Annotated in this window: 16 protein-coding genes; 11 read left to right on the forward strand and 5 right to left on the reverse strand. The window is 74.3% G+C overall.

The window, feature by feature from the left end:
- Positions 1 to 30 precede the first annotated feature (30 nt).
- Complete coding sequence (locus tag ACFYMP_RS24310) at positions 31 to 1,011, forward strand: hypothetical protein (RefSeq protein WP_388861431.1); 981 nt, start codon at positions 31 to 33, stop codon at positions 1,009 to 1,011.
- On the opposite strand, the gene ACFYMP_RS24315 is transcribed toward ACFYMP_RS24310, so the two are convergent.
- Positions 950 to 1,528 carry an RNA polymerase sigma factor gene (locus ACFYMP_RS24315; protein ID WP_388861433.1) on the reverse strand — a complete coding sequence of 193 codons (579 nt, stop codon included), beginning with the start codon at positions 1,526 to 1,528 and terminating at the stop codon, positions 950 to 952. The genes ACFYMP_RS24310 and ACFYMP_RS24315 overlap by 62 nt on opposite strands.
- Before the next feature lie 44 nt (positions 1,529 to 1,572).
- Here ACFYMP_RS24315 and ACFYMP_RS24320 point away from each other — a divergent pair, with 44 nt between their 5' ends.
- On the forward strand, positions 1,573 to 3,582 hold the full coding sequence (locus ACFYMP_RS24320) for a protein kinase (protein WP_388861435.1): 2,010 nt from the start codon (positions 1,573 to 1,575) through the stop codon (positions 3,580 to 3,582).
- Between the two features lie 217 nt (positions 3,583 to 3,799).
- Positions 3,800 to 4,663 carry a DUF4232 domain-containing protein gene (locus ACFYMP_RS24325; protein ID WP_388861437.1) on the forward strand — a complete coding sequence of 288 codons (864 nt, stop codon included), beginning with the start codon at positions 3,800 to 3,802 and terminating at the stop codon, positions 4,661 to 4,663.
- A 187-nt stretch (positions 4,664 to 4,850) separates the two neighbouring features.
- On the opposite strand, the gene ACFYMP_RS24330 is transcribed toward ACFYMP_RS24325, so the two are convergent.
- A complete protein-coding gene (locus tag ACFYMP_RS24330; RefSeq protein WP_388861554.1) occupies positions 4,851 to 7,034 on the reverse strand; it encodes a TerD family protein in 2,184 nt (727 codons plus the stop codon).
- A gap of 631 nt (positions 7,035 to 7,665) precedes the next feature.
- On the opposite strand from ACFYMP_RS24330, the gene ACFYMP_RS24335 reads away from it, so the two are divergent.
- Entirely contained in the window at positions 7,666 to 9,459 is a 1,794-nt protein-coding gene (locus tag ACFYMP_RS24335) for a SpoIIE family protein phosphatase (RefSeq protein ID WP_388861556.1), read from the forward strand.
- Positions 9,460 to 9,651: 192 nt separating this feature from the next.
- Entirely contained in the window at positions 9,652 to 10,023 is a 372-nt protein-coding gene (locus ACFYMP_RS24340; protein WP_388861439.1) for a MerR family transcriptional regulator, read from the forward strand.
- A 225-nt stretch (positions 10,024 to 10,248) separates the two neighbouring features.
- On the opposite strand, the gene ACFYMP_RS24345 is transcribed toward ACFYMP_RS24340, so the two are convergent.
- Positions 10,249 to 10,434 (reverse strand): hypothetical protein, encoded by a 186-nt coding sequence (locus ACFYMP_RS24345; RefSeq protein ID WP_388861441.1) that lies wholly within the window; start codon positions 10,432 to 10,434, stop codon positions 10,249 to 10,251.
- Between ACFYMP_RS24345 and ACFYMP_RS24350 the strand changes: the two genes are divergently transcribed.
- Both ACFYMP_RS24350 and ACFYMP_RS24355 read left to right on the forward strand, forming a co-directional pair.
- A complete protein-coding gene (locus ACFYMP_RS24350) occupies positions 10,433 to 10,636 on the forward strand; it encodes a cold-shock protein (protein WP_030788646.1) in 204 nt (67 codons plus the stop codon). The two genes, ACFYMP_RS24345 and ACFYMP_RS24350, sit on opposite strands and share 2 nt — an antisense overlap.
- 292 nt (positions 10,637 to 10,928) lie before the next feature.
- Positions 10,929 to 11,219 carry an SCO5918 family protein gene (locus tag ACFYMP_RS24355; RefSeq protein WP_363149650.1) on the forward strand — a complete coding sequence of 97 codons (291 nt, stop codon included), beginning with the start codon at positions 10,929 to 10,931 and terminating at the stop codon, positions 11,217 to 11,219.
- Positions 11,220 to 11,451: 232 nt separating this feature from the next.
- Here ACFYMP_RS24355 and ACFYMP_RS24360 read toward each other — a convergent pair whose 3' ends face one another.
- Both ACFYMP_RS24360 and ACFYMP_RS24365 read right to left on the reverse strand, forming a co-directional pair.
- A complete protein-coding gene (locus ACFYMP_RS24360) occupies positions 11,452 to 12,651 on the reverse strand; it encodes an acyl-CoA dehydrogenase family protein (protein ID WP_388861444.1) in 1,200 nt (399 codons plus the stop codon).
- Positions 12,652 to 12,965: 314 nt separating this feature from the next.
- Entirely contained in the window at positions 12,966 to 14,672 is a 1,707-nt protein-coding gene (locus ACFYMP_RS24365) for a serine/threonine-protein kinase (protein ID WP_388861446.1), read from the reverse strand.
- A 538-nt stretch (positions 14,673 to 15,210) separates the two neighbouring features.
- Between ACFYMP_RS24365 and ACFYMP_RS24370 the strand changes: the two genes are divergently transcribed.
- Genes ACFYMP_RS24370 through ACFYMP_RS24385 form a run of 4 tightly spaced genes read left to right on the forward strand, consistent with a single transcriptional unit; the run spans position 15,211 to position 18,639 of the window.
- Positions 15,211 to 15,774 (forward strand): EF-hand domain-containing protein, encoded by a 564-nt coding sequence (locus ACFYMP_RS24370; RefSeq protein ID WP_388861447.1) that lies wholly within the window; start codon positions 15,211 to 15,213, stop codon positions 15,772 to 15,774.
- A gap of 17 nt (positions 15,775 to 15,791) precedes the next feature.
- Positions 15,792 to 17,093: an isocitrate/isopropylmalate family dehydrogenase gene (locus ACFYMP_RS24375; RefSeq protein WP_388861449.1), complete on the forward strand. Its 1,302-nt coding sequence runs from the start codon at positions 15,792 to 15,794 to the stop codon at positions 17,091 to 17,093.
- A complete protein-coding gene (locus ACFYMP_RS24380) occupies positions 17,090 to 17,755 on the forward strand; it encodes a cysteine hydrolase family protein (RefSeq protein WP_388861451.1) in 666 nt (221 codons plus the stop codon). Before ACFYMP_RS24375 ends, ACFYMP_RS24380 begins: the two co-directional genes overlap by 4 nt.
- A 56-nt stretch (positions 17,756 to 17,811) precedes the next feature.
- Positions 17,812 to 18,639, forward strand: coding sequence for an SAM-dependent methyltransferase (locus tag ACFYMP_RS24385; protein ID WP_388861558.1), 828 nt, complete (start codon positions 17,812 to 17,814; stop codon positions 18,637 to 18,639).
- The last annotated feature ends 66 nt before the right edge of the window (positions 18,640 to 18,705 follow it).

An 18,705-nucleotide genomic window follows, 5' to 3' on the forward strand; every position in this document is an offset into this window, starting at 1 on the left:
TCGCGCCGTGTCAGGCCCTACGCTGCCGGGATGACGCAGGACGAGGAGGAGTTCGGGGCCCCGGCGGAGGCCGCGTCCCTGGTGCGCTCGGCGCTGGAGCGCGCCTGCCCCGGTTCGGTCACCCGGCTGCGCGGTTCGCTCGCGGCCGGCCGGGCGGACGCCTACAGCGACATGGACATCGAGTGGCGGGTGCCCGCGGACCGCTTCGCCGCGTGCGTACGCGAACCGGGCACCGTACTGCGGGACGCGGCCCACGTGCTGCGGGAGGCGTACGGCGACGCGTGGCCGCGGCGGCGGGCCCCCGCGACGGCACGCGCCCGCGCGATGCCCGGCGCTCCGGAGCACAGCGCTCCGGTGTCCGGCGGCCCGGAGCACAGCGCTCCGGAGTCCGGCGGCCCGGAAAACGGCGTCCCGGAGTACGGAATCCCGGAGTACGGCTGCGCGGTCCGTACCGATCCCGAGTACGCGCACTCCCCCGGCGCCCGCCTGCTCTTCGTACGGTTCCCCGGGCTCCCGCTGTTCTGGCGGCTGGACCTCATGGTCCTGGCCGAGGGCGGTACGGCGGCGGGGGAGGGGCCGGGCGGGGCCGTCCCGGAGACGGAGTGGTCGCTGCCCGCGAGCGCGCTGGAGAACGCCATCGCCGCCGTGAAGGCCGTGGCCAGGGCGGACCCGGAGACCGCGGCCGGACTCCTGCGCCGGGGCCTCGACCGGCTCGGCGCGCACCCGGGCCCGCGGGAGGCGGCACGGGGACGAGGTGAGCCCCGCGGACCGGGACGGGAGGAACGCGGCACGGAGGCGAGGGACTGGCCGGCCGCCGTCGGCCTGCTCGTGCGCGCCGCCGTCCGCGCGGAGCCGGCCCTCGCGGAGCTGGGCGCGCAGACGGAGGACGTGGCCCGCCGCCTGCTGCCACCGGGCCCCGGGGACGCTCGCCCCGGGGTGCCCGTACCCCTCAGATGGCCTCCAGCAGCCACGGACGGATCAGCCGACGGGCCTGGTGCAGCCGGGACTTGACGGTCCCGAGCGGGATGCCCATGCGGTCGGAGATCTCCGCGTAGTCCATCTGGCAGATGTCGCGGTAGACGAGCGGCGCGACCAGATGCGGACTGTCCCGTTCGAGCCGGTCGAGCGCCTCCAGCAGGTCGAGCCGCGAACCGGCGATGACGCTGGTCGTGCGCGGATCGGCGCTCTGCTGCTCCTCCGGGGCCATGGACTGCTCGGCCGACCTGCGCTTCAGCTCGCGGTACTTCTGCCGGGAGCAGTTGGCGACGACGGTGTACAGCCACGTACTGAAGCGGCTGCGGCCCTCGAAGCGGCGGATGTTGCGGGCGATCTGGAGCAGGACGTCCTGCGCGGCCTCCTCGGCGTCCTCCCGGTACAGCAGGAAGCGGCCGCATCGGCGTACGACCTCCGGGCTCACCGCGCGCAGCAGTTCGTCGAGGGCCTGTTCGTCGCCCTCCGAGGCCCGCAGGGCGAGGGCCTCGGTGTCGGGACGTCCGTGCTGGTCGGGGGGGATCGTGGCGGAAGTCATGGGGCCTTCGGAGCGAGAGACGTCATCCGGGCATCATAAAAGGTATGCCATCACCTCAACAGATCGGCCGGTACCGGGTTCTGCGCCGTCTCGGTTCCGGAGCCTTCGCCGTTGTCTGGCTCGCCCACGACGACCGCCTCGACGCCCCCGTGGCCGTCAAGGTCCTGGCCGACAACTGGGCCTACCGCATGGACATCCGCGAACGCTTCCTGAGCGAGGCCCGTCTGCTGCGGCGGGCCGGCTCCGGCGGGGTGGTGCAGGTCTTCGACGTCGGCGAGCTTCCGGACGAACGCCCCTATTTCGTCATGGAGTACGCGGATCTCGGCAGCGTCGAGGACCTCCTGACCGCGGGGCCGCTCCCGCTGGCGGAGGCGCTGCGGCTCACGACCGGGGCCGCGCGCGGAGTCGCCTCGCTGCACGAGGCCGGGATCGTGCACCGCGACATCAAGCCCTCGAACGTCCTGCTCAAGGGGGCGGCGGGGCCGGCGGGAGCCACGGACGCGAGCGGCGAACGCGTCCTGGTCGCCGACCTCGGCCTCGCCAAGAACCTCGCCCAGGCCACCGGGCTGACGGTCGTCGCCGGGTCCGTCGGCTACATGGCGCCCGAACAGTCCGACCCGCCCGTCGACGGCATCGACGTACGCGCCGACGTGTACGGGCTCGGGGCGCTGCTCTACCACCTGATGACGGGCTCGGTCCCGGGCCCGCCCGGCCGGGTCCTGCCCCCGCACGAACTGCTGCCGGACGTCCCGGACACCGTGAGCGCCGTCATCGCCAAGGCGATGGCCCCCGAGCGCGAGGACCGCTTCAGCTCGGCCGCCGAGATGATGGACGCGCTGCGCCACCTGCGGAACACCCCGGCGGGGCGGGCGGAGGCGGCTGCCTCTCCGGGACCGGAGACGGGACCGGAGACGGGACCGGTGGGGAGCGGCACACCGGCGGCGGACCCGGACCCGGACCTGGGGGCGGACCCGGACCCGGGCCCGGCTTCCGGGACCTCCGTCGCGGGCGAGGCGCCGGCCCCGGTGGCGGCCCCGTCCTCCACCGTGTCGCCCTCCTCGTCCTCCTCGCCGTCCCCGTCTTCTTCGTCCTCCTCGTCCTCCCAGCGGCCCCCCTCCCCGGCGTGGGGGGCGGTGACCGTGCGGGGCACGGAGTCGGAGTCGAGGCTCCGGGCGGCGCCCGAGTCGGTGGTCCGGCCGGTCTCGGGTGTGGGGGCCGGGGCGGCCCCGGGCGCGGAACCCGTCCCCGTCCCGCCGCAGCATGCGTACGCGGCCCCCGCGTCGCCCTCGGCGTCCTCCGCGACCCCGGCGTCGCCGCCGCTCCCGGCGTCCACATTCCCGTCCCCCCGTACATCCCCGGACCCGGTCCCGGAGCCGGTCACGGCGACCGCGCTCGGGCCCGTGGCCGGCCGGCCCGCGCGTCCCCGGCGTCGCGCGCGCTGGATCACGGTGGCCGCCGCGGTGGTCGTGCTCGCCGCCGGGGCGGGGGTCATAGCCGCACAGCACGACGCAGGCGGGAAGGCGCGGACCGCCACGACCGCCGTAGTGAGCGACGGCAGGCACCGCATCAGCCTCGAAGTGCCCGCGCGGTGGGCCGGGCAGTACGCCGACCCGGACTGGGACCCGGCCACGCTCGGGCTCACCGCCGGGAAGGAGCCCGCGCTCACCGTCGCCCAGCAGGTCGCGGACTGGGGTGACCTGGGCAAGGACGTCAACGGGGTCTTCGCGGGCCTCGCGCCCGGGGCCACGGCGCTCGCCGAGAACGTCGCCCGGGTACGGCACGGAAGCTGCCGCGCCGGTGGCGAGCGGAAGGCCGGCCTCCCCGACTGGGACGCCACCGTCCGCACGTGGGAGAAGTGCGGGACGGACGGACAGCGGCTCTACGAGATCGCGATGACCCCGAAGGCCGGAAAAGCCGGGAAGGCCGGGAAGAAGGGGACCGACGCCGTGTACGCGCAGATCCGCTGCGGGGGTGAGGAGGGCGGCATCGCCCCGGCGGACTGCGAGAGGACCACGGATGAGATCCTGCGCAGCCTCAGCGTGAAGCCGTCCTGAGCCGTCCTGAGCCGTCCTGAGGCGGTGGTGGGCCGTCCCCTGAGCCGTCCTGAGCCGTCCCGAGGCGGTGGCGGGCCGTCGTCGCGGGGAGTCGCGGAAGATCCGGAGAACCGATCCGGGATTCCGCGAACCTTTCCGGGCAGGGGTGCATCCCAGAAGGGTGCAGGGCTTTTGAGGGGGCGGGGCGACGGGGAACGACAACGGGAGTGACGCAGCCATGACCAGGACGCGACGAAGCACACACGGCCCCACGGCGACCGGACGCGACCGTTCCGGGCGGCGCGGCAGGTCCGCCGCCGCGGGTACGGCGGCCGCGCTCACGGCCGCCGCACTGCTCCTGACGGCCTGCGGGGCCGGGGGCGACAAGGACGCCGGCCCGCAGCACGTCAGGACCGGCGCGGGTCCCGTGCAGGACGACGGCGGCCCGAGCAAGGAGACGGGCACCGGCGGCTCGAAGGGCAGCGCCCCGGACAAGGGCGACAAGCCCTCGCAGGGCAGCTCCCCGGACGGGAAGGCTCCGGACTCCTCCACCGGCACGTCCGGCTCCACCGACGGCGGGTCCTCCGGCTCCGGCTCCGGCTCCTCCTCGGGCGGCTCCGGGTCCACCGGTTCCCCGGACTCCGGGGGCACCGCACAGGGCGGCTCGTCCGGTGAGGACGCGCCCTCGGCCTGCCGCAGCAACGAACTGCGGGCCTCCGTGGGCGCCGACCACCCCGGCGCGGGCCAGAAGAACTTCGCGGTCGTCCTGACCAACACGTCGGGCGGCACCTGCACGGTGTACGGCTTCCCCGGACTGTCCTTCCTCGACGGCGCGGGCACACCGGTCACCGCGGACCCGGAACGGACCGGCGGGGCCAAGACGAAGATCACCCTGTCCCCCGGCAAGAGCGCGTGGGCGCCCCTGTCCTTCACCAACCCCGAGGTCACCGGGGGCGAGCAGGTGACCCCGGCCACCGTCCGCATCACCCCGCCCGACCAGGAGACCCCCCTCCCCATCCCGTGGGACGGCGGCCCCCTCTCGGCCGACGGCGCCACCGGCCGCGCCAAGATCGGCCCCATGGCCCTGGGCACGGGGGGCTGAGACCGCGGAAGACGGGGAGCGGGCCTGCCTGACGGAGAGGCCGGGCGGGGGCGATCCTCGGGCGGGCGAGCCGCTGGGCGGGGGCGGGGCACCGGTCCCGGGCGGGGTGGGGCGCGGCACCGGTCCCGCCCACCCGAGGCTCGCCTCCTCGCCTCCTCGCTCGCGCCAAGCGGCCGGGGTTCGTCCCTCAGCCGGCCGCCGGGCTCGTCGCGTTCGCGCCGCCGGCCGCCGCGAACCGCGCGACGACCTGTCCGTGGAAGCGGTCCACGGCGTCGTCGACGCTGCGGATGAATCCGGTCTCCGCGCTGCCCCGGGTGAGACCCATCCCCTTGAACAGGGACAGCCGGAAGCCCGTCACCGCGCTTCCGTCCTTGGGCAGCAGGTCACCCGGCTCCGGCCGCAGCCGCTCCAGGGTGCCGCGCGGGCCCTTCCCGCTCCCGCCGGACACCAGCGTCTCGACGTGCAGATCGGCGGGCGCCTGCTCAAGGAGGCGCAGGAGCCGTTTGACGACCGTGAGCGGATAGGTGGCCTCGGGCGGGGGCACCTCCATGGACACGCGGATCTTCCCGGTCCGCAGATCAGCGGCGATCCCGACCGGCGAGACCGCCCCCTCGGTCCGGATCTCCGCCTCCAGCAGCCCCGTCCCGCACAGCCGGTCCGCCTGAGCGAGACGCCGGTCCCCCGGCCCGCTCCCGCGTCGTGCCCGCTGCACCGGGAGGGTCCTGCGCCCCAGTTCACCGCCGAGCCGCAGACACACCTGGCGGATCAGCCGCTCCCAGCTCTCCACGACCGCGACCGCCTGCGGGTCCCCCAGGCACAGCGTCTCGGCGTCGATGCCGTTGCGTACCGGGACCCAGGCCGGGCCCATGTTCTGGAAGCCGTGACAGCCTGAGTTGTCGTGCTGGAGGTAGTGCAGGAGTTCCTGGAGCAGCCACGCGTGCGCCGCGTTCCCCACGCCCTCGTGCCGGATCAGCAGTTGTGCCTGATGCGTCACCTCGGCCCAGGACAAATGCCGCAGCGCCGCCCGGTTCTTGCGCCGCCGGTCGGTGCGCACCTCGACCAGCGGGGTGCCCTCAAGGGCGACGTCGTTGGAGAGAGTGATCACGGCCTCGTACCCGCGCCGCGTCGCGATGTCCATATAAGCCTGGACCTGATCGGACTTGAGTGGATTGCCGTTGGTCTTGGTCTCGACGAGCGCGGTCCACAGCTTCCCGGCCCGCTCCACGCGGATGATCCCGTCCGGTCGCCTGGGACTGTCCCCGTGGGGCAGCGTGACCTCGGTGAAGGTCTGCGTCCGCCCGGCCGGCGCCCCGAAACCGGCCAGCAGGCGTCGCGCGAACTCCGGTACCTCGGCGAGCACCGCGAGCAGCACGGACGTCGCCCGCACCTCGCGCTCCCGGTCGCTCTTGAGCGAGGGCACGGGGAACAGCCGGGCGGGGCGCCAGGTCTCGTTCTCGGCGAGCGACTTCCCGACGGCCTTCGGCAGCGTCACCTTCTTCTTGGCGGTCCGGGGACGACGGGGGCGCGGCGCCTGCGACCCGTCCGCTCCCGGACCCGCGGCCTGCGCGGGGACGAGGGCGGGGGCGGGGGCGGCGGGCCCACCCGGCACCGGCGGGACGGCGCCCCCGTTCGCCGGCGCCGCGTCCGGGGCCGAGGCTCCCCCGGCGTGGACGCGCGCCGCCGGGAGGACCGCCGTCCCGCCACCCGGGGAGACCCCGGAAGCGTTCTCCGTACCGGGGGCGTTCTCCGTACCGGAAACGTTCTCCGTGCCGGGGGCGCTGTCCGTGCCGGAGACGGCCCCCGCACCGGCCCCGGTCTCCGCCGGTTCCTCCGCCTCCTCGTCGACGTCGATACCGAAGTCCGTCGCGAGCCCGGCCAGCCCCGATTCGTAGCCCTGGCCGATCGCGCGGAACTTCCAGTGCCCGTTCCTGCGGTACAGCTCACCGAAGAGGAACGCGCTCTCGACCGTGGCGTCGTCGATCGGATAGCTCAGCAAAGGCTCCCCGTGCCGGTCGCCCAGGGTCACGCGCAGCCCGTCGAGATCCCCGAACCGTGATCCCCGGTCCCGGCTCGCGGCGACCACCACCCGCTCGACAGCGGCCGGGACCGCGCTCAGGTCGACGCTGACCCGGTCCTCGCTGCCCGTCCCGGTCGGCACCTTGCCCAGGAGCTGCACGCTGCCGTCGGCGGCGGACGGATTGTTGTAGAAGAAGAAGTCCGCGTCGCTGCGCACCCGGCCGTCGGCGCCGAGCAGCAGCACCGACACGTCGGCGTCGCCCTCACCGTCGGCGCTGCCCCAGTTCAGCCCCACCATGACCGAGTCCGCGTCCTCGCTCAGCGCGGAGAGGTCCACGTTCGACCCCTTGGTCATCTCATGCATACGGCCCCCCACGGCGATGCCGCATCCCCACGGCCCACCGGACGTCGTTCTGTGCCACGGCGGTCACTCGCCGCGCACCCCCGCGCTCACCGTACGCCCGGCTCCCGGACTTGTGGAGAGGATCGGAAGATCGGGTGAAGGCCGGAATTCCGTCCTCCGAATCGCCGCGCCGGCGTCCCGTCGTCCCACCCGCCCGGCCTTCTTCCGCGCTGCGGACCCCGCCGGACAGTCGGAGCATGGACCCAGAGAGCCGCGCGCACGTCCCCGCGTACCCGTCGTATCCGTACGAGGGCGCGTGCGCCTACGAGGCCGCTGGGAGGAGAGGGGCTTGAGCGAGGGCGATGAGGGCGAGGGCCGTTCCGCTGACGGTGGTGAGGAGACCGCGACCGCCGGGGGCCGTTCCGGGACGGCGGAAGGCGCGGGTGGCTCCGGGGCGGCGGACGGTGCGGGTGGCCCGGAGCCGGCGGCTGGTACGGAGGACCCCGATGTGGCCGGTACGGGGGACCCCGAGGCGGCGGCCGGTACGGGGGACTCCGAGGCGGCGGACGGTGCGGCGGGACGAGGCCCCTCCGCACCCGTGGATCCTTCGCGGGCCCCGCAGGACAAGGGCGCGTTCCCGCCACTGCGCGGGGACGGGCACAAGGCGGCGGAGCGGCGGCAGATCGAGGCGCTCAACCAGTTGCCGCCCACGCCCGAGGTCAGCGCGCCGGAGGACCACCTGCCCGGACCCGCGCCCGCGGCGGGCGGAGGACCCCGCAGCCCCAGGGAGGCCACGCTCCTGGACGCCGGGCACGCGCTCTCGGAGGCCACCTCGCTGGAGGAGGCGCTGCGCGTCGCCGCCCGGCTGCGGGACGGCGCGGACTTCGCCCTCAACGGGCAGGTCGTCTTCGGGGTCGGCAACGACTTCCTCAACGCCGTGGCGCAGGCCGACTTCCGTCCCGGCGGGCCCGACAAGAGCTTCCGTATGCCGCTGACCACGGGCTATCCGGCGGTGGAGGTCGCGCGCACGGGCCGCTCCGTCTACCTGTCCTCCCCGGAGGAGTACCGCGACCGCTTCCCCGCCACCTGGCAGCTCTCGGCGCGCAAGGGCCGGCGCGCCTGGGCCTTCCTCCCGCTGACCGCGGCGGGCCGGGTCACCGCCGTGTGGCTGGCCGCTTTCGACAGCCCGACGGAGTTCGGCTCACCCGAACGGGCCCTTCTCGACACGACGGCCGCACTTCTCTCCCAGGTCTTCGAGCGCAGCCGCGCGAACACGGCGGAACTGGCGCTCTCCCGGGGCCTGCGCAGCAGTATGGGGGCCGCCGGGGAGGCACGCGGCGGCCTCGCCGTCGCGACGCGCTACGTCCCGACCGGCGGCGGCCTCATGGTCGGCGGCGACTGGTACGACGTCATCGACCTGCCCAGCGGCCGGGTCGGGCTCGTCATCGGCGACGTCCAGGGGCACGACGTGCACGCGGCGGGCCTCATGTCGCAACTGCGCACGGCCGTGCACGCCTACGCCGCCGAGGGGCACGGCCCGGACGCGATCCTCTCGCGCACCTCCCGGTTCCTCGCCGCCGTCGACGAGGAACGGTTCGCGACCTGCATCTACGTCGAGGCCGACCCGGCCACCGGCACCCTCCACGTGGCCCGCGCCGGGCATCCGCACCCCGTCCTGCGGCTGCCCGACGGCACGTGCCTCATCCGGCACATCCGGGGCGGACTGCCGCTCGGGCTCATGGCGGGCGAGAACGACTACCCCGTGGACGTCATGGAGCTGGCCGAGGGCGAGATCCTCATGCTGTGCACGGACGGCCTGATCGAGACCGGCGGCCACGACATGTTCACCGGCTGGGTACGGCTGCGGGACGCCATGACGGACGCCCCCGCCGCCGACCTCGAAGGCATGGCCGACCGCCTCATGGGCGTCGTCACCGGCCCCGCCCGCGAGCCCCACGAGCAGGCCCCCACCCGGGGCGGCGACGACATCGCCCTGCTCCTGCTGCGCAGGGACGCCGACGACTCCACCGCCGTCCCCGAACGCCGCCTCGTCCTCACCATCCGGCAGGACCAGGGCGAAGGGCTGTCCGAGGCCCGTGAGGAACTGCGCGCCCTGCTCCACGACTGGACACGCGAGGACCAGATCGACACCGCCGTCCTGCTCACCTCGGAACTCCTCGGCAACGTCCTCGTCCACACCGACCAGTCCGCCGCGCTCTCCGTACGGGTCCTCGGCGAGCGCGGCCGGCGCGCCCTGCGCATCGAGGTCACCGACCGGGGCGACGAACTGCCCCACCAGCGCGCCCCCGGCGAACTCGCCTCCTCGGGCCGCGGCCTTGTCCTCCTCGACCTCCTGTCCAACGCCTGGGGCGTCCGCCCGGAGCCCGAGGGCAAGACCGTGTGGTTCGAACTGGGCGAGCAGGACGGACAGGACTGAGAGGGACGCCCGCCCGCGGGACCGGGCCGCTCCGTACGGGACGGGACGGGGCGGGACGAGACGGAGCGGGACAGGGCGGGGCGTGGGCGCCGGGACGCACGGGCTCACACCGCCGGGGATGAAAAGCTGTCACAGTGGTGGCAGATGTCCGCCGCAGGCGAGCCCGACCGACCCCGAGAGAAGAAGACGTACGTGCCCCAAGAGATCCCGCCCCGCACGAGCGACCGACTGGACGACGACGACTACCCGGCCTACACCATGGGCCGGGCCGCCGAGCTGATCGGTGCGACCCCCGCCTTCCTGCGGGCCGTGGGGGAGGCCGGCCTCATCGTGCCGCTGCGCTCCGAGGGCGGGCACAGGCGCTACTCCAGGAAGCAGCTCAGGACCGCTGCCCGCGCCCGTGAGCTGGTCGACCAGGGAACCCCCGTCGACGCCGCGTGCCGGATCGTCGACCTGGAGGACCGGCTGGCCCGTGCCCAGCGACGCAACGAGGAACTGGCCGACGAGGACCCGGGGGCCGCCGGGCCGGCCGGGGGCACCGGGAGGGCCGGTCGCGCCCGGTAGGCCGAGGGTGCCGAAGACGCCGGAAACGCCGTGGGGCCGGCCCCGGCCCGCGGTGAATGAATATCTGTCCCGGCGGCGACAGAAAAAGAATTCAGTTTCCGCTATTCCGCCTCGGGAGCCCCCCGCGCGCGACCGCGCGGGGGGAAACGGCCAGGCGGCTCATTTCCTCCGGCCGGGCGGGACCGGCGTGCTACGCTGATTTTCAGTTGCTAGTTGTGGTTCCCGTCAAATTACGGCGCACAGCACAGCCTCGGCGCGGATTTCCCGGCGGGTTTCACCCCGGGAGATTTCACTCCGATGGATGCGCTTTGTTTGTTCGGTATTTTCTCCGAATGGGGAGATCATCGCGGCGACGCGGGCGATCGCACAGTGCGGTCCGCCCGAGAACTGCCCCACAGAGGAGATGTACATGGCTACTGGCACCGTCAAGTGGTTCAACGCGGAAAAGGGCTTCGGCTTCATCGAGCAGGAGGGCGGCGGCGCCGACGTCTTCGCTCACTACTCGAACATCGCCACCCAGGGCTTCCGCGAGCTGCAGGAGGGCCAGAAGGTGACCTTCGACGTCACGCAGGGCCAGAAGGGCCCGCAGGCCGAGAACATCGTTCCCGCCTGACGCCGACGCGTTCCGCGACCGGGGCCCGCACCACCACAGTGGTGCGGGCCCCGGTCCGTCGTGAAAGCCCTTTCACTTCCGCCTTCCGGCCGGGCCCGTCGCGGGAACCGCGGAACGGGACGCCCGGGAAGGCAGCCAGAAAACGCCGACGGCCCCGGCCGCCCATGGAAGAAAAGGGCGGCGGCCCCGCCGGCCCCCGGCGGCGACGGAAAACGCCGCCAGGACCAAGCGACCGATGGACTCCCCTCCCGCCCAGCCCGTGGCGGACCTCCAACGACCCAGATGAGGCACGATGCGCTGCGTGATTGCCCGGTACCCCTTCGATCTGATCAAAAGCGATGTGCAGGCGTCGATGAAGGGCATCGCCCCCGAGGCGATCACCGCGGAGTCGGTGACCATCGGCCGCCGCCAGTACCCCGTCAAGCAGGTGGGCCAGGTCATCACCGGTCAGGACCGGCGGGACTTCTCCGCGGGCGAGGTGGTCCGCGCCCTGACCCGGCTCGGCTTCACGTGCCACGCCGCACCGCAGCCGGTCGTCCCCGAGCCCTTCTCGCTGGGCTCCCCCGAGGGCACGCTCGGCTGACGCGGCGCGTCCCGAGGCGTCACACCGTGCCGCGGCGCGTCCCGCCACGTCGCGTCTCGACGGGGCAGAGGGCGCCGCGTGAGCGACACGGCGCCCCGCCCCCGTACGACCGGCGCCCCGTCCGCGCACCTGATCGTGCGCGGGCGGGGCGCCGGCTTCGTCCGGGGGCGGGGCGGGGCGTCGGCTGTCGGGGGCCCTGGTCGCCCGCCCGCGCCGTCACGGAGTCACGGAGTCACACGAACGCGCTGTACCCCGTTGCCGCGCGCCCCACGATCAGCGCGTTCATGTCGCGGGTGCCCTCGTAGGAGTACAGCGCCTCCGCGTCGGCGAAGAAGCGGGCCACGTCGTTTTCGAGCAGGATGCCGTTCCCGCCCAGCACCTCCCGGGCCCAGGCCACCGTCTCGCGCATGCGCGAGGTGCAGAACATCTTGGCCAGGGCGGCGTGCGCGTCGGACATCTCGTCCCGCTCCTCCAGGGCGGCCATCCGCACGACCATCGCCTGGGACGCCGTGATGTTCGCGAGCATCCGCGCCAGCAGGTCCTGGACGAGCTGGAAACCCGCGAGGGGCCGCCCGAACTGCTCCCGCTCCACGGTGTACGCGCGAGCGGCCTCGTAGGCGCCGACCGAACAGCCCGTCGCGCTCCACGCCACACCGCCGCGCGTCACCTTCAGCACCCGGGCGGTGTCCCGGAAGGAGTGCGCCTCCTGGAGCCGGTCGGCCTCGGGGACCCGGACGTCCTCCAGCACGATGTGCGCGTTCTGCACGCCGCGCAGCGCGATCTTGTGCTCCAGTTTGCGGGCGCTGAACCCCGGCGTGCCCTTCTCCACGACGAAGCCCTTGACCTGCTCGTCCTCCTCGTCCTTCGCCCAGATGACGATCAGGTCGGCGAAGGTCGCGTTGCCGATCCACTTCTTCTCGCCGTTGAGCACCCACTCGTCGCCCTCGCGCCGCGCCGTGGTCGTGAGCCCGAGCGCCGTGCCCGAGCCGACGAGCGGCTCGGTGAGACCGAAGGCGCCGATCTTCTCCCAGCGCGCCATCGACGGCAGCCACCGCTCCCGCTGCTCCGCGGAACCGCACTCCCTGATCGATCCCATGGCGAGCCCCGCGTGCACCCCGAAGAAGGTCGCGAACGAGGGATCGACGCGCGCCATCTCCATCCCGAGGAGCCCGGCGAACAGGTGGCCGCGCGGGGCGATGCCGTCTGTGTCCCCCGGCTCCCCGGTGATCCCGAGCGCCCGGATCTCCTCCCGCAGGTCGAGCGGGGTGTGCTCCCGCTCCCACCACTCGTTGGCGTGCGGAGCGACCCGCGTGACCAGGAACTCCCGTACGGCGTCGAGCCGCTTGCGCTCGTCCGCGTCCAGCAGGTCCTTCACCCGGTAGAAATCCCCCTCGACCGCACCCGGGTCGGTCCGGTGCTGATGCTCCGCCATCACAGCCGCCTCTCCAAGACTCCTGGTTACCGCCGAGTACCCCGCGCCGGAACGCCCAGACCTCGCCGGTGGTCACCACCCCCGCCGGGCGACGACGGGAGCCGGCGGCGGGGCCTTGCGGACGGCACGAGGGGCGGGGCGACGGCGGGACGAGGACAGCCGACGGAGGGTGCACGACGATAGACGGCCCCGGTGCGCGCGACGGGGGAGCGCGGGTGTGTCGGGTGTGTCGGGTGTGTCGCGAAACCGGGCAAGGCGGGGGAGCCGGGGGAGGCGGGAGGGCCGAGTAACCGTTTCCCCGCCCCTCGTCCCCCTCAGTCCTCGAAGCGCATGCCGTTCACCGCCGTGTCGAAGGCCGGCCGGAACTGCTCCCACTGGGACTGCGGCGCCGACAGGTAGACCAGATACTGCGTCCCGTTGGTCCCGCTCAACGCGAGTTCCACCGCGCGGAAGTCCCGTACCCGGCCCTTGAAGGTGAACTCCCAGTACCCGGCGGGCCGCCCCCGGAAGGTCGTGGCCGCCATCCGTACCCGTTCGTAGCCCGGACTGTCCCGGCGGGTCTGCTCCTCCTCGGTGTCACGCCAGTGCGCGAGGGGGTCGGAGCCGGCGAACCGGATGACGTCGACCCGCAGGCCCGCCAGCCCGGTCGGGTCGATGTAGGCGAGCTGCCCGCCGCCCAGGCCCTTGGGCTTCCAGCCCTCCCGCACGGGCACGGAGAACCCCTCGCCGGCCTCCCGCAGCCGGTACCCCTCGGGCACCGGCGGGGGCGGGGAGTCACCCGGGGAGGGCGACCCTCCCGCGGAGCCGCCGGAGTCCCCGGGCGCCGCACCGGCGGAGCCCCCGGCGGACTTCCCCGCGGCGGGGGAGCCGTCGGCCCCGGAGGGGGCGGGCCCGGCCGAGGCGGCGCCCGTGCCGCGCGGTTCCGCGCTCGCCGAGGAGGCGCCGTCCGCCTGCGACAGCAGCACACCGGCCGTCACGGCGGCCGCGAGCCCGGCCGCGGCCACCGACCAGCGGACCGTACGGCGGCGGCGCCCGGCCCCGCCCGCCACGCCGCCGCCGGGCGGGCCCGCGGCGTGGTCCGGGACCGTCACCCCGGACCGCGCGGTCCCCGGCTCCGGCGCCGGGGGAACGTCCAGCCGCTGGGGTCGCGTGGGTGCCTCGACGGCCTCGACCGCACCCGTCTTCCCCGTTCCCGTCCCCGCCACGAGGCCCAGGAGGCGGGCGGCCTCGGGCGCGGTCATGCGCCGGGCCGGGTCCTTCACGAGCAGGCCCTCGATCACCGGCGTCAGCGCCCCGGCCCGGCGCGGCGGACCGTACGGTTCGGCGGCGATGGCGTACGCCGTCTCGATCGCGGTGTCCCGGTCGTAGGGCGGCTGCCCCTCGACCGCCTGGTAGAGCGTCGCCCCGAGCGACCACAGGTCACAGGCCGGGCCGGGGTCGGCGATACCGCTGCGCAGACGCTCCGGAGCCAGGTAGTGGACCGAGCCGACCAGCTCTCCGGTCCTGGTCAGTGAGGAGGTCCCGGGCTCCACCGCGATCCCGAAGTCGGTGAGGACGACGCGCCCGTCGTGCCCGAGCAGCACGTTGCCCGGCTTGACGTCCCGGTGCAGTACCCCGGCCGCGTGCGCCGCCCGGAGCGCGGCGGCCATGGCCCCGCCGATCCTCGCGGCCTCGGCGGGCGGCAGGGCGCCGCGCCGCTTCAGGACGTCCGCCAGGGTGACGGAGGGGACGTATTCCATGACGATGCAGGGCAGGCCCTCGTCGTCGACGACGTCGTGCACGACCGTCACGTTGGGGTGGGTGATCCGGGCGGCGCTGCGGGCCTCCCGGCGGGTGCGCTCGTAGAGCCGCTGGACCTCGCCCTCGCTCTCGTGCAGGTGCGGGGGGACGTGAAGCTTCTTCACGGCGACGTGCCTGCCCAGCAGTTCGTCCTCGGCCCGCCACACGGTCCCCATACCGCCGCGGCCCACCCGCTCCACGAGCCGGTACCGGCCGACGACGAGCCGCCCCTGATCGGACACCGTGAGATCTCCCCCTCTTCGCACACCTGAACAGACGGCGATAGCACGATAGCTGGTGCGATCAATCCCCCCGACGGCCGTTCCGGCGGCGGCGGGACGGCGTGACGCGTGGTCACGGGGTGGCGTGCGACAGCCGCGTGGGAAGCCGGTGCGGAGTCCGTGACGGGGAGGTGCCCGGACCGCGGACGGCGACCGCCTGACCGCCACCGCGCACCGCGCCGGACCGGCAGGCCCCGCGCGCCCGACGCTACGACAGCGCCCCGCGGTGCCTCCGTCACGATATGGCCCAACGTAACTGCTCAGTAGGGCCGTTGGGTCGTCGGGGCCGCGAGGCCGCCGACGCAAGCACGCCCGGCCCGTTCGCGCGGGGAATCCGGCCCGATTCCACCTTTCTGGGTAAACAGGCCACCTTTTCGGATAAGCGCCATCCGCCGGGACAACCATCCGTACGGCCGGGCGACGTCCGGCGTGCGGAGCGGGACACCGGAGCTACCCGGCGTCCGGCCCCGGAATCGGTTACGAGGAAGGTGCCCAAGCCATGCGTGCAGAAGCCACCCAGCGGGTCGCGCTCGTCTTCTCCCTGCTGGACGCGAACGGGAACGGCGTACTCGACGCCGACGACTTCACGCTCATGGGCGACCGGGTCGTGGCCGCCGCCCCGCAGTCCGGCCGGGCGGCGCAGGACGCCGTGCGAGCGGCCTTCGCCCGGTACTGGACCACGCTGCTGGGCGAGCTGGACGCCAACGGCGACGGCGAGATCAGCTTCGAGGAGTACACCGCCTGCGTCCTGTCGCCCGAGCGCTTCGACGCGACGATCACCGAGTTCGCCGAGGCGCTCGCCGCGCTGGGCGACCCGGACGGCGACGGGTTCATCGAACGCCCCGCCTTCCACGCCCTGATGGCGGCCATCGGCTTCGAACGCGACAACGTCGAGGCGCTCTTCGACGCCTTCGGCCCCACGGCGGACGACCGCGTCCCGGTGCCGGTGTGGGCCGAGGGCATCAAGGACTACTACGCCCCCGACAAGGCGGGCATCCCCGGCGACCGTCTCGTCTCCGGGGCCGGAACCGGGGACCAGCTGGTCACCGGGACCGCGGTCTGACGCGGGCCCCGGGCAGCATGGACACGGACAACCGGGAGACGGACAACCGGGACACGGACAACCGCGACACCGGGAGCACGAAGGCCGCCGGGGCGAACGGCGTCCGCACCGCGCAGGCCGGCGTCGCGCCCGCCGGCGCCGCGCCCGCCGGCGTCGCGAGCGGTGGGGAGCGGAACGTCGTCGGGCTGGCGGTGGGCCGGGGCACGGGCGCGGAGGTCGCGGCCGTCTTCGAGCGCGTCCTCGGCCGCTTCGCCGAGTTGTACGGCACGGAGGTCACGGTGGCGCGCTCGCCGCGCGTCTACCACTCGTACGTCTCGCTGAAGGACGTCGCCCTGAAGGACGCCTCCCTGGGGAGCGCGGGCGGGGGCGGGCGCGGAGGGATCGACGAGGTCCGCGCGCTGACCCGGGAGGACGCCGACCACTACGAGCAGTTCATCCGCGCGCGGGCCGCCGCCGGGGGCCGGGTCGTCTTCCGTACGGCGATCAACGCGCAGACCCTGTATCTGGTCAGGCAGCGGCTGCGGGCCGTGAAGGTGGACGCCCTCGACGCCGCCGGCGCCAGGCTCCTGCTGGTCCGGGACCAGGCCCAGGGCTTCTACACCGGGGAGAACGAGCACACCCCGGGGCGCGTGCGGCGGATCACCGAGTTCAGCCGGGAGATCACCGAGAAGGTCCTGGAGTACGCCCTGCGCCGGGCCCGGCAGGAGTGGCCCGGCGAGGGACCGGCGCGGATCGTCATGGCGTACAAGTTCCACCTGCTCGACGGCGCCCTGGACGTGTGGGCCGCCGAGTTCGCACAGCGCCACGGCGTGGACGTACGGGTCTTCCAGCCGGACACCGTCAACCGGAACCTGATCACCGACGGCCCGGCGGACCGCACCGTCCTCGTGGCGGGCAACGAGTGGGCGGACATCATGCACGTCGTCCTGCTCGACCGGTTCGGCGCCGGCCGGCAGGAGGAGCACTGCACCCGCAACGTGCACCTGCACGAGGACCTGGACGGGCTCGTCGAGTACCAGACGGTGCACGGATCGGCCGACGACCTCGAAGGGCGGGATCTGGTCAACCCGGTGGCCACGGTGCGCGCCGCCGCGGCCGTCGCCGAACGGCACACCGGCTGCGCGGGCGCCGTCGCCGCGGCGGAACGGGCGCTCGCCCAGCTCAGGGAGGCGGGTGTCAGCACCCCGGACCTCGGCGGCAGGCACTCCACCACCGCGGTCGTGGACACACTGCTCGGGACGCTGGAGAGACCGTCCGGCCCGGCGGTGCCGACGACCCGTACGGCGCCGCCGAGGGCCGAACCGGTCACCGGCCCATGACGGGCGTCGAGGGCGGGGCGGGCGGGGGCGCGGAGGACGGCGGCACGGCGCTGGTCGTGGTCGACGTGCAGAACGACTTCTGCGCCGGCCCGCTCGCGACCGCCCGCTTTCCGGGCGACCCGGCGAGACTGGAGGCCGTGGTGCGCAACACGGCCCGCGCCGTCGAGACGGCCCGCTCGCGGTCCACCGAGGTGGTGTTCGTCCGCTTCCTCGGGGACCCGGCCCACCAGGGCGCCGCCTGGAGACGCCGGGACGCCGCGCGGGGCAAGCCGCCCAAGTGCCTGGAGGGCAGTTGGGGCGCCGAGTTCCCCGAGGCGCTCGGACCGGCGCCCGGGGAGCGGGTGTTCACCAAACGGGCCTGCTTCGACGCCTTCCTGGCCGAGGGTTTCGAGGGACACCTCGCACAGCGCGGCACCGGCCACCTGGCCTTCGCGGGGCTCTTCGCCGACGTCTGCGTGGACAGCACGGCGCGCACCGCGTTCCAGAAGGGCCTGCACGTCACCGTACTGAGCGACTGCACGGCCGCCCTGCACACACCCGACGAACAGATCCTGCGCTTCATGAGCCGCGTCTACGGCGCCCGCGTCACCACGCACGACCGCGCCGCGCTGTGGACGCGGCACCCGGAGCGACAGGAAGAGGAGGAGGAAGCGTGGCGGTGACGCCTGAGGGAGCGACGGCGGGCGGCATAGCGGAGGGCGTCGCCCTGACCGCGCTCATGGTCGCCGCGGCGAGGGCCGTCGAGACGGGCCGTCCCGACGCCCTCGTCCAGGACGCGTACGCGCGGCACTTCGTCCGCGCGGCCCCGGCCTGCTCGACGTGGCCGGTGCACCCGGCGCAGGTGCCGGGCGGCGAGTCGGACCCGCTGTGGGGCAGACTCGGGCGCTACTTCGGACTGCGCACCCGGGTCTTCGACGACAGCCTGCTGAGAGCGACCGCGGCGGGGGCGCGCCAGGTGGTCCTGCTCGGCGCCGGACTGGACACCCGCGTCTACCGGCTCCCGCTGCCCGGCGACTGCGCCGTCTTCGAGATCGACCGGCCGGACGTCCTCGACTTCAAGCAGCACACCCTGGACGCCCTCGACGCGCGCCCCCGGGCCCGGCGGGTGACGGTCGCCACCGACCTGCGGGGCGACTGGGTCCCGGCCCTGAGCGCGGCCGGGTTCGACGCCACCCGCCCCACCGCCTGGATCGCGGAAGGACTGCTCCTCTACCTGCCCTCGGCCGCCGAACGCCGCCTGATCGACACGATCGACGCCCACAGCGCCCCCGGAAGCAGCCTGGTCTACGAGGTGAAGTACGGCACGGAGACCCCCGCCGTCCGCGACTCCCCGGTCTACCGGGCGGCCCGCGACCGGATCGGCGTCCACCTGCTGACCCTCTTCGACCCGGACCCCCGCCCCGACTCCGCGCACGACCTCACCACCCGCGGCTGGCACACGAAGGTCCGCACCCCCTTCGACTACACGGACCACCACGGCCGCGGCCCCCGAAGGGAACCGGACGACGCCCTGGCCGCCAACCGGTGGGTGTTCGCGGGGCGTTGACCGCCGGGCGCACGAAGGGACCGGAACGCGGCAGCGCCGCCGCGGGCGCGTGCCGTGCCAGGACGG

Origin of the sequence: Streptomyces sp. NPDC007088 (genome assembly GCF_042869355.1) — a bacterium.
Classification (GTDB): Bacteria; Actinomycetota; Actinomycetes; order Streptomycetales; family Streptomycetaceae; genus Streptomyces.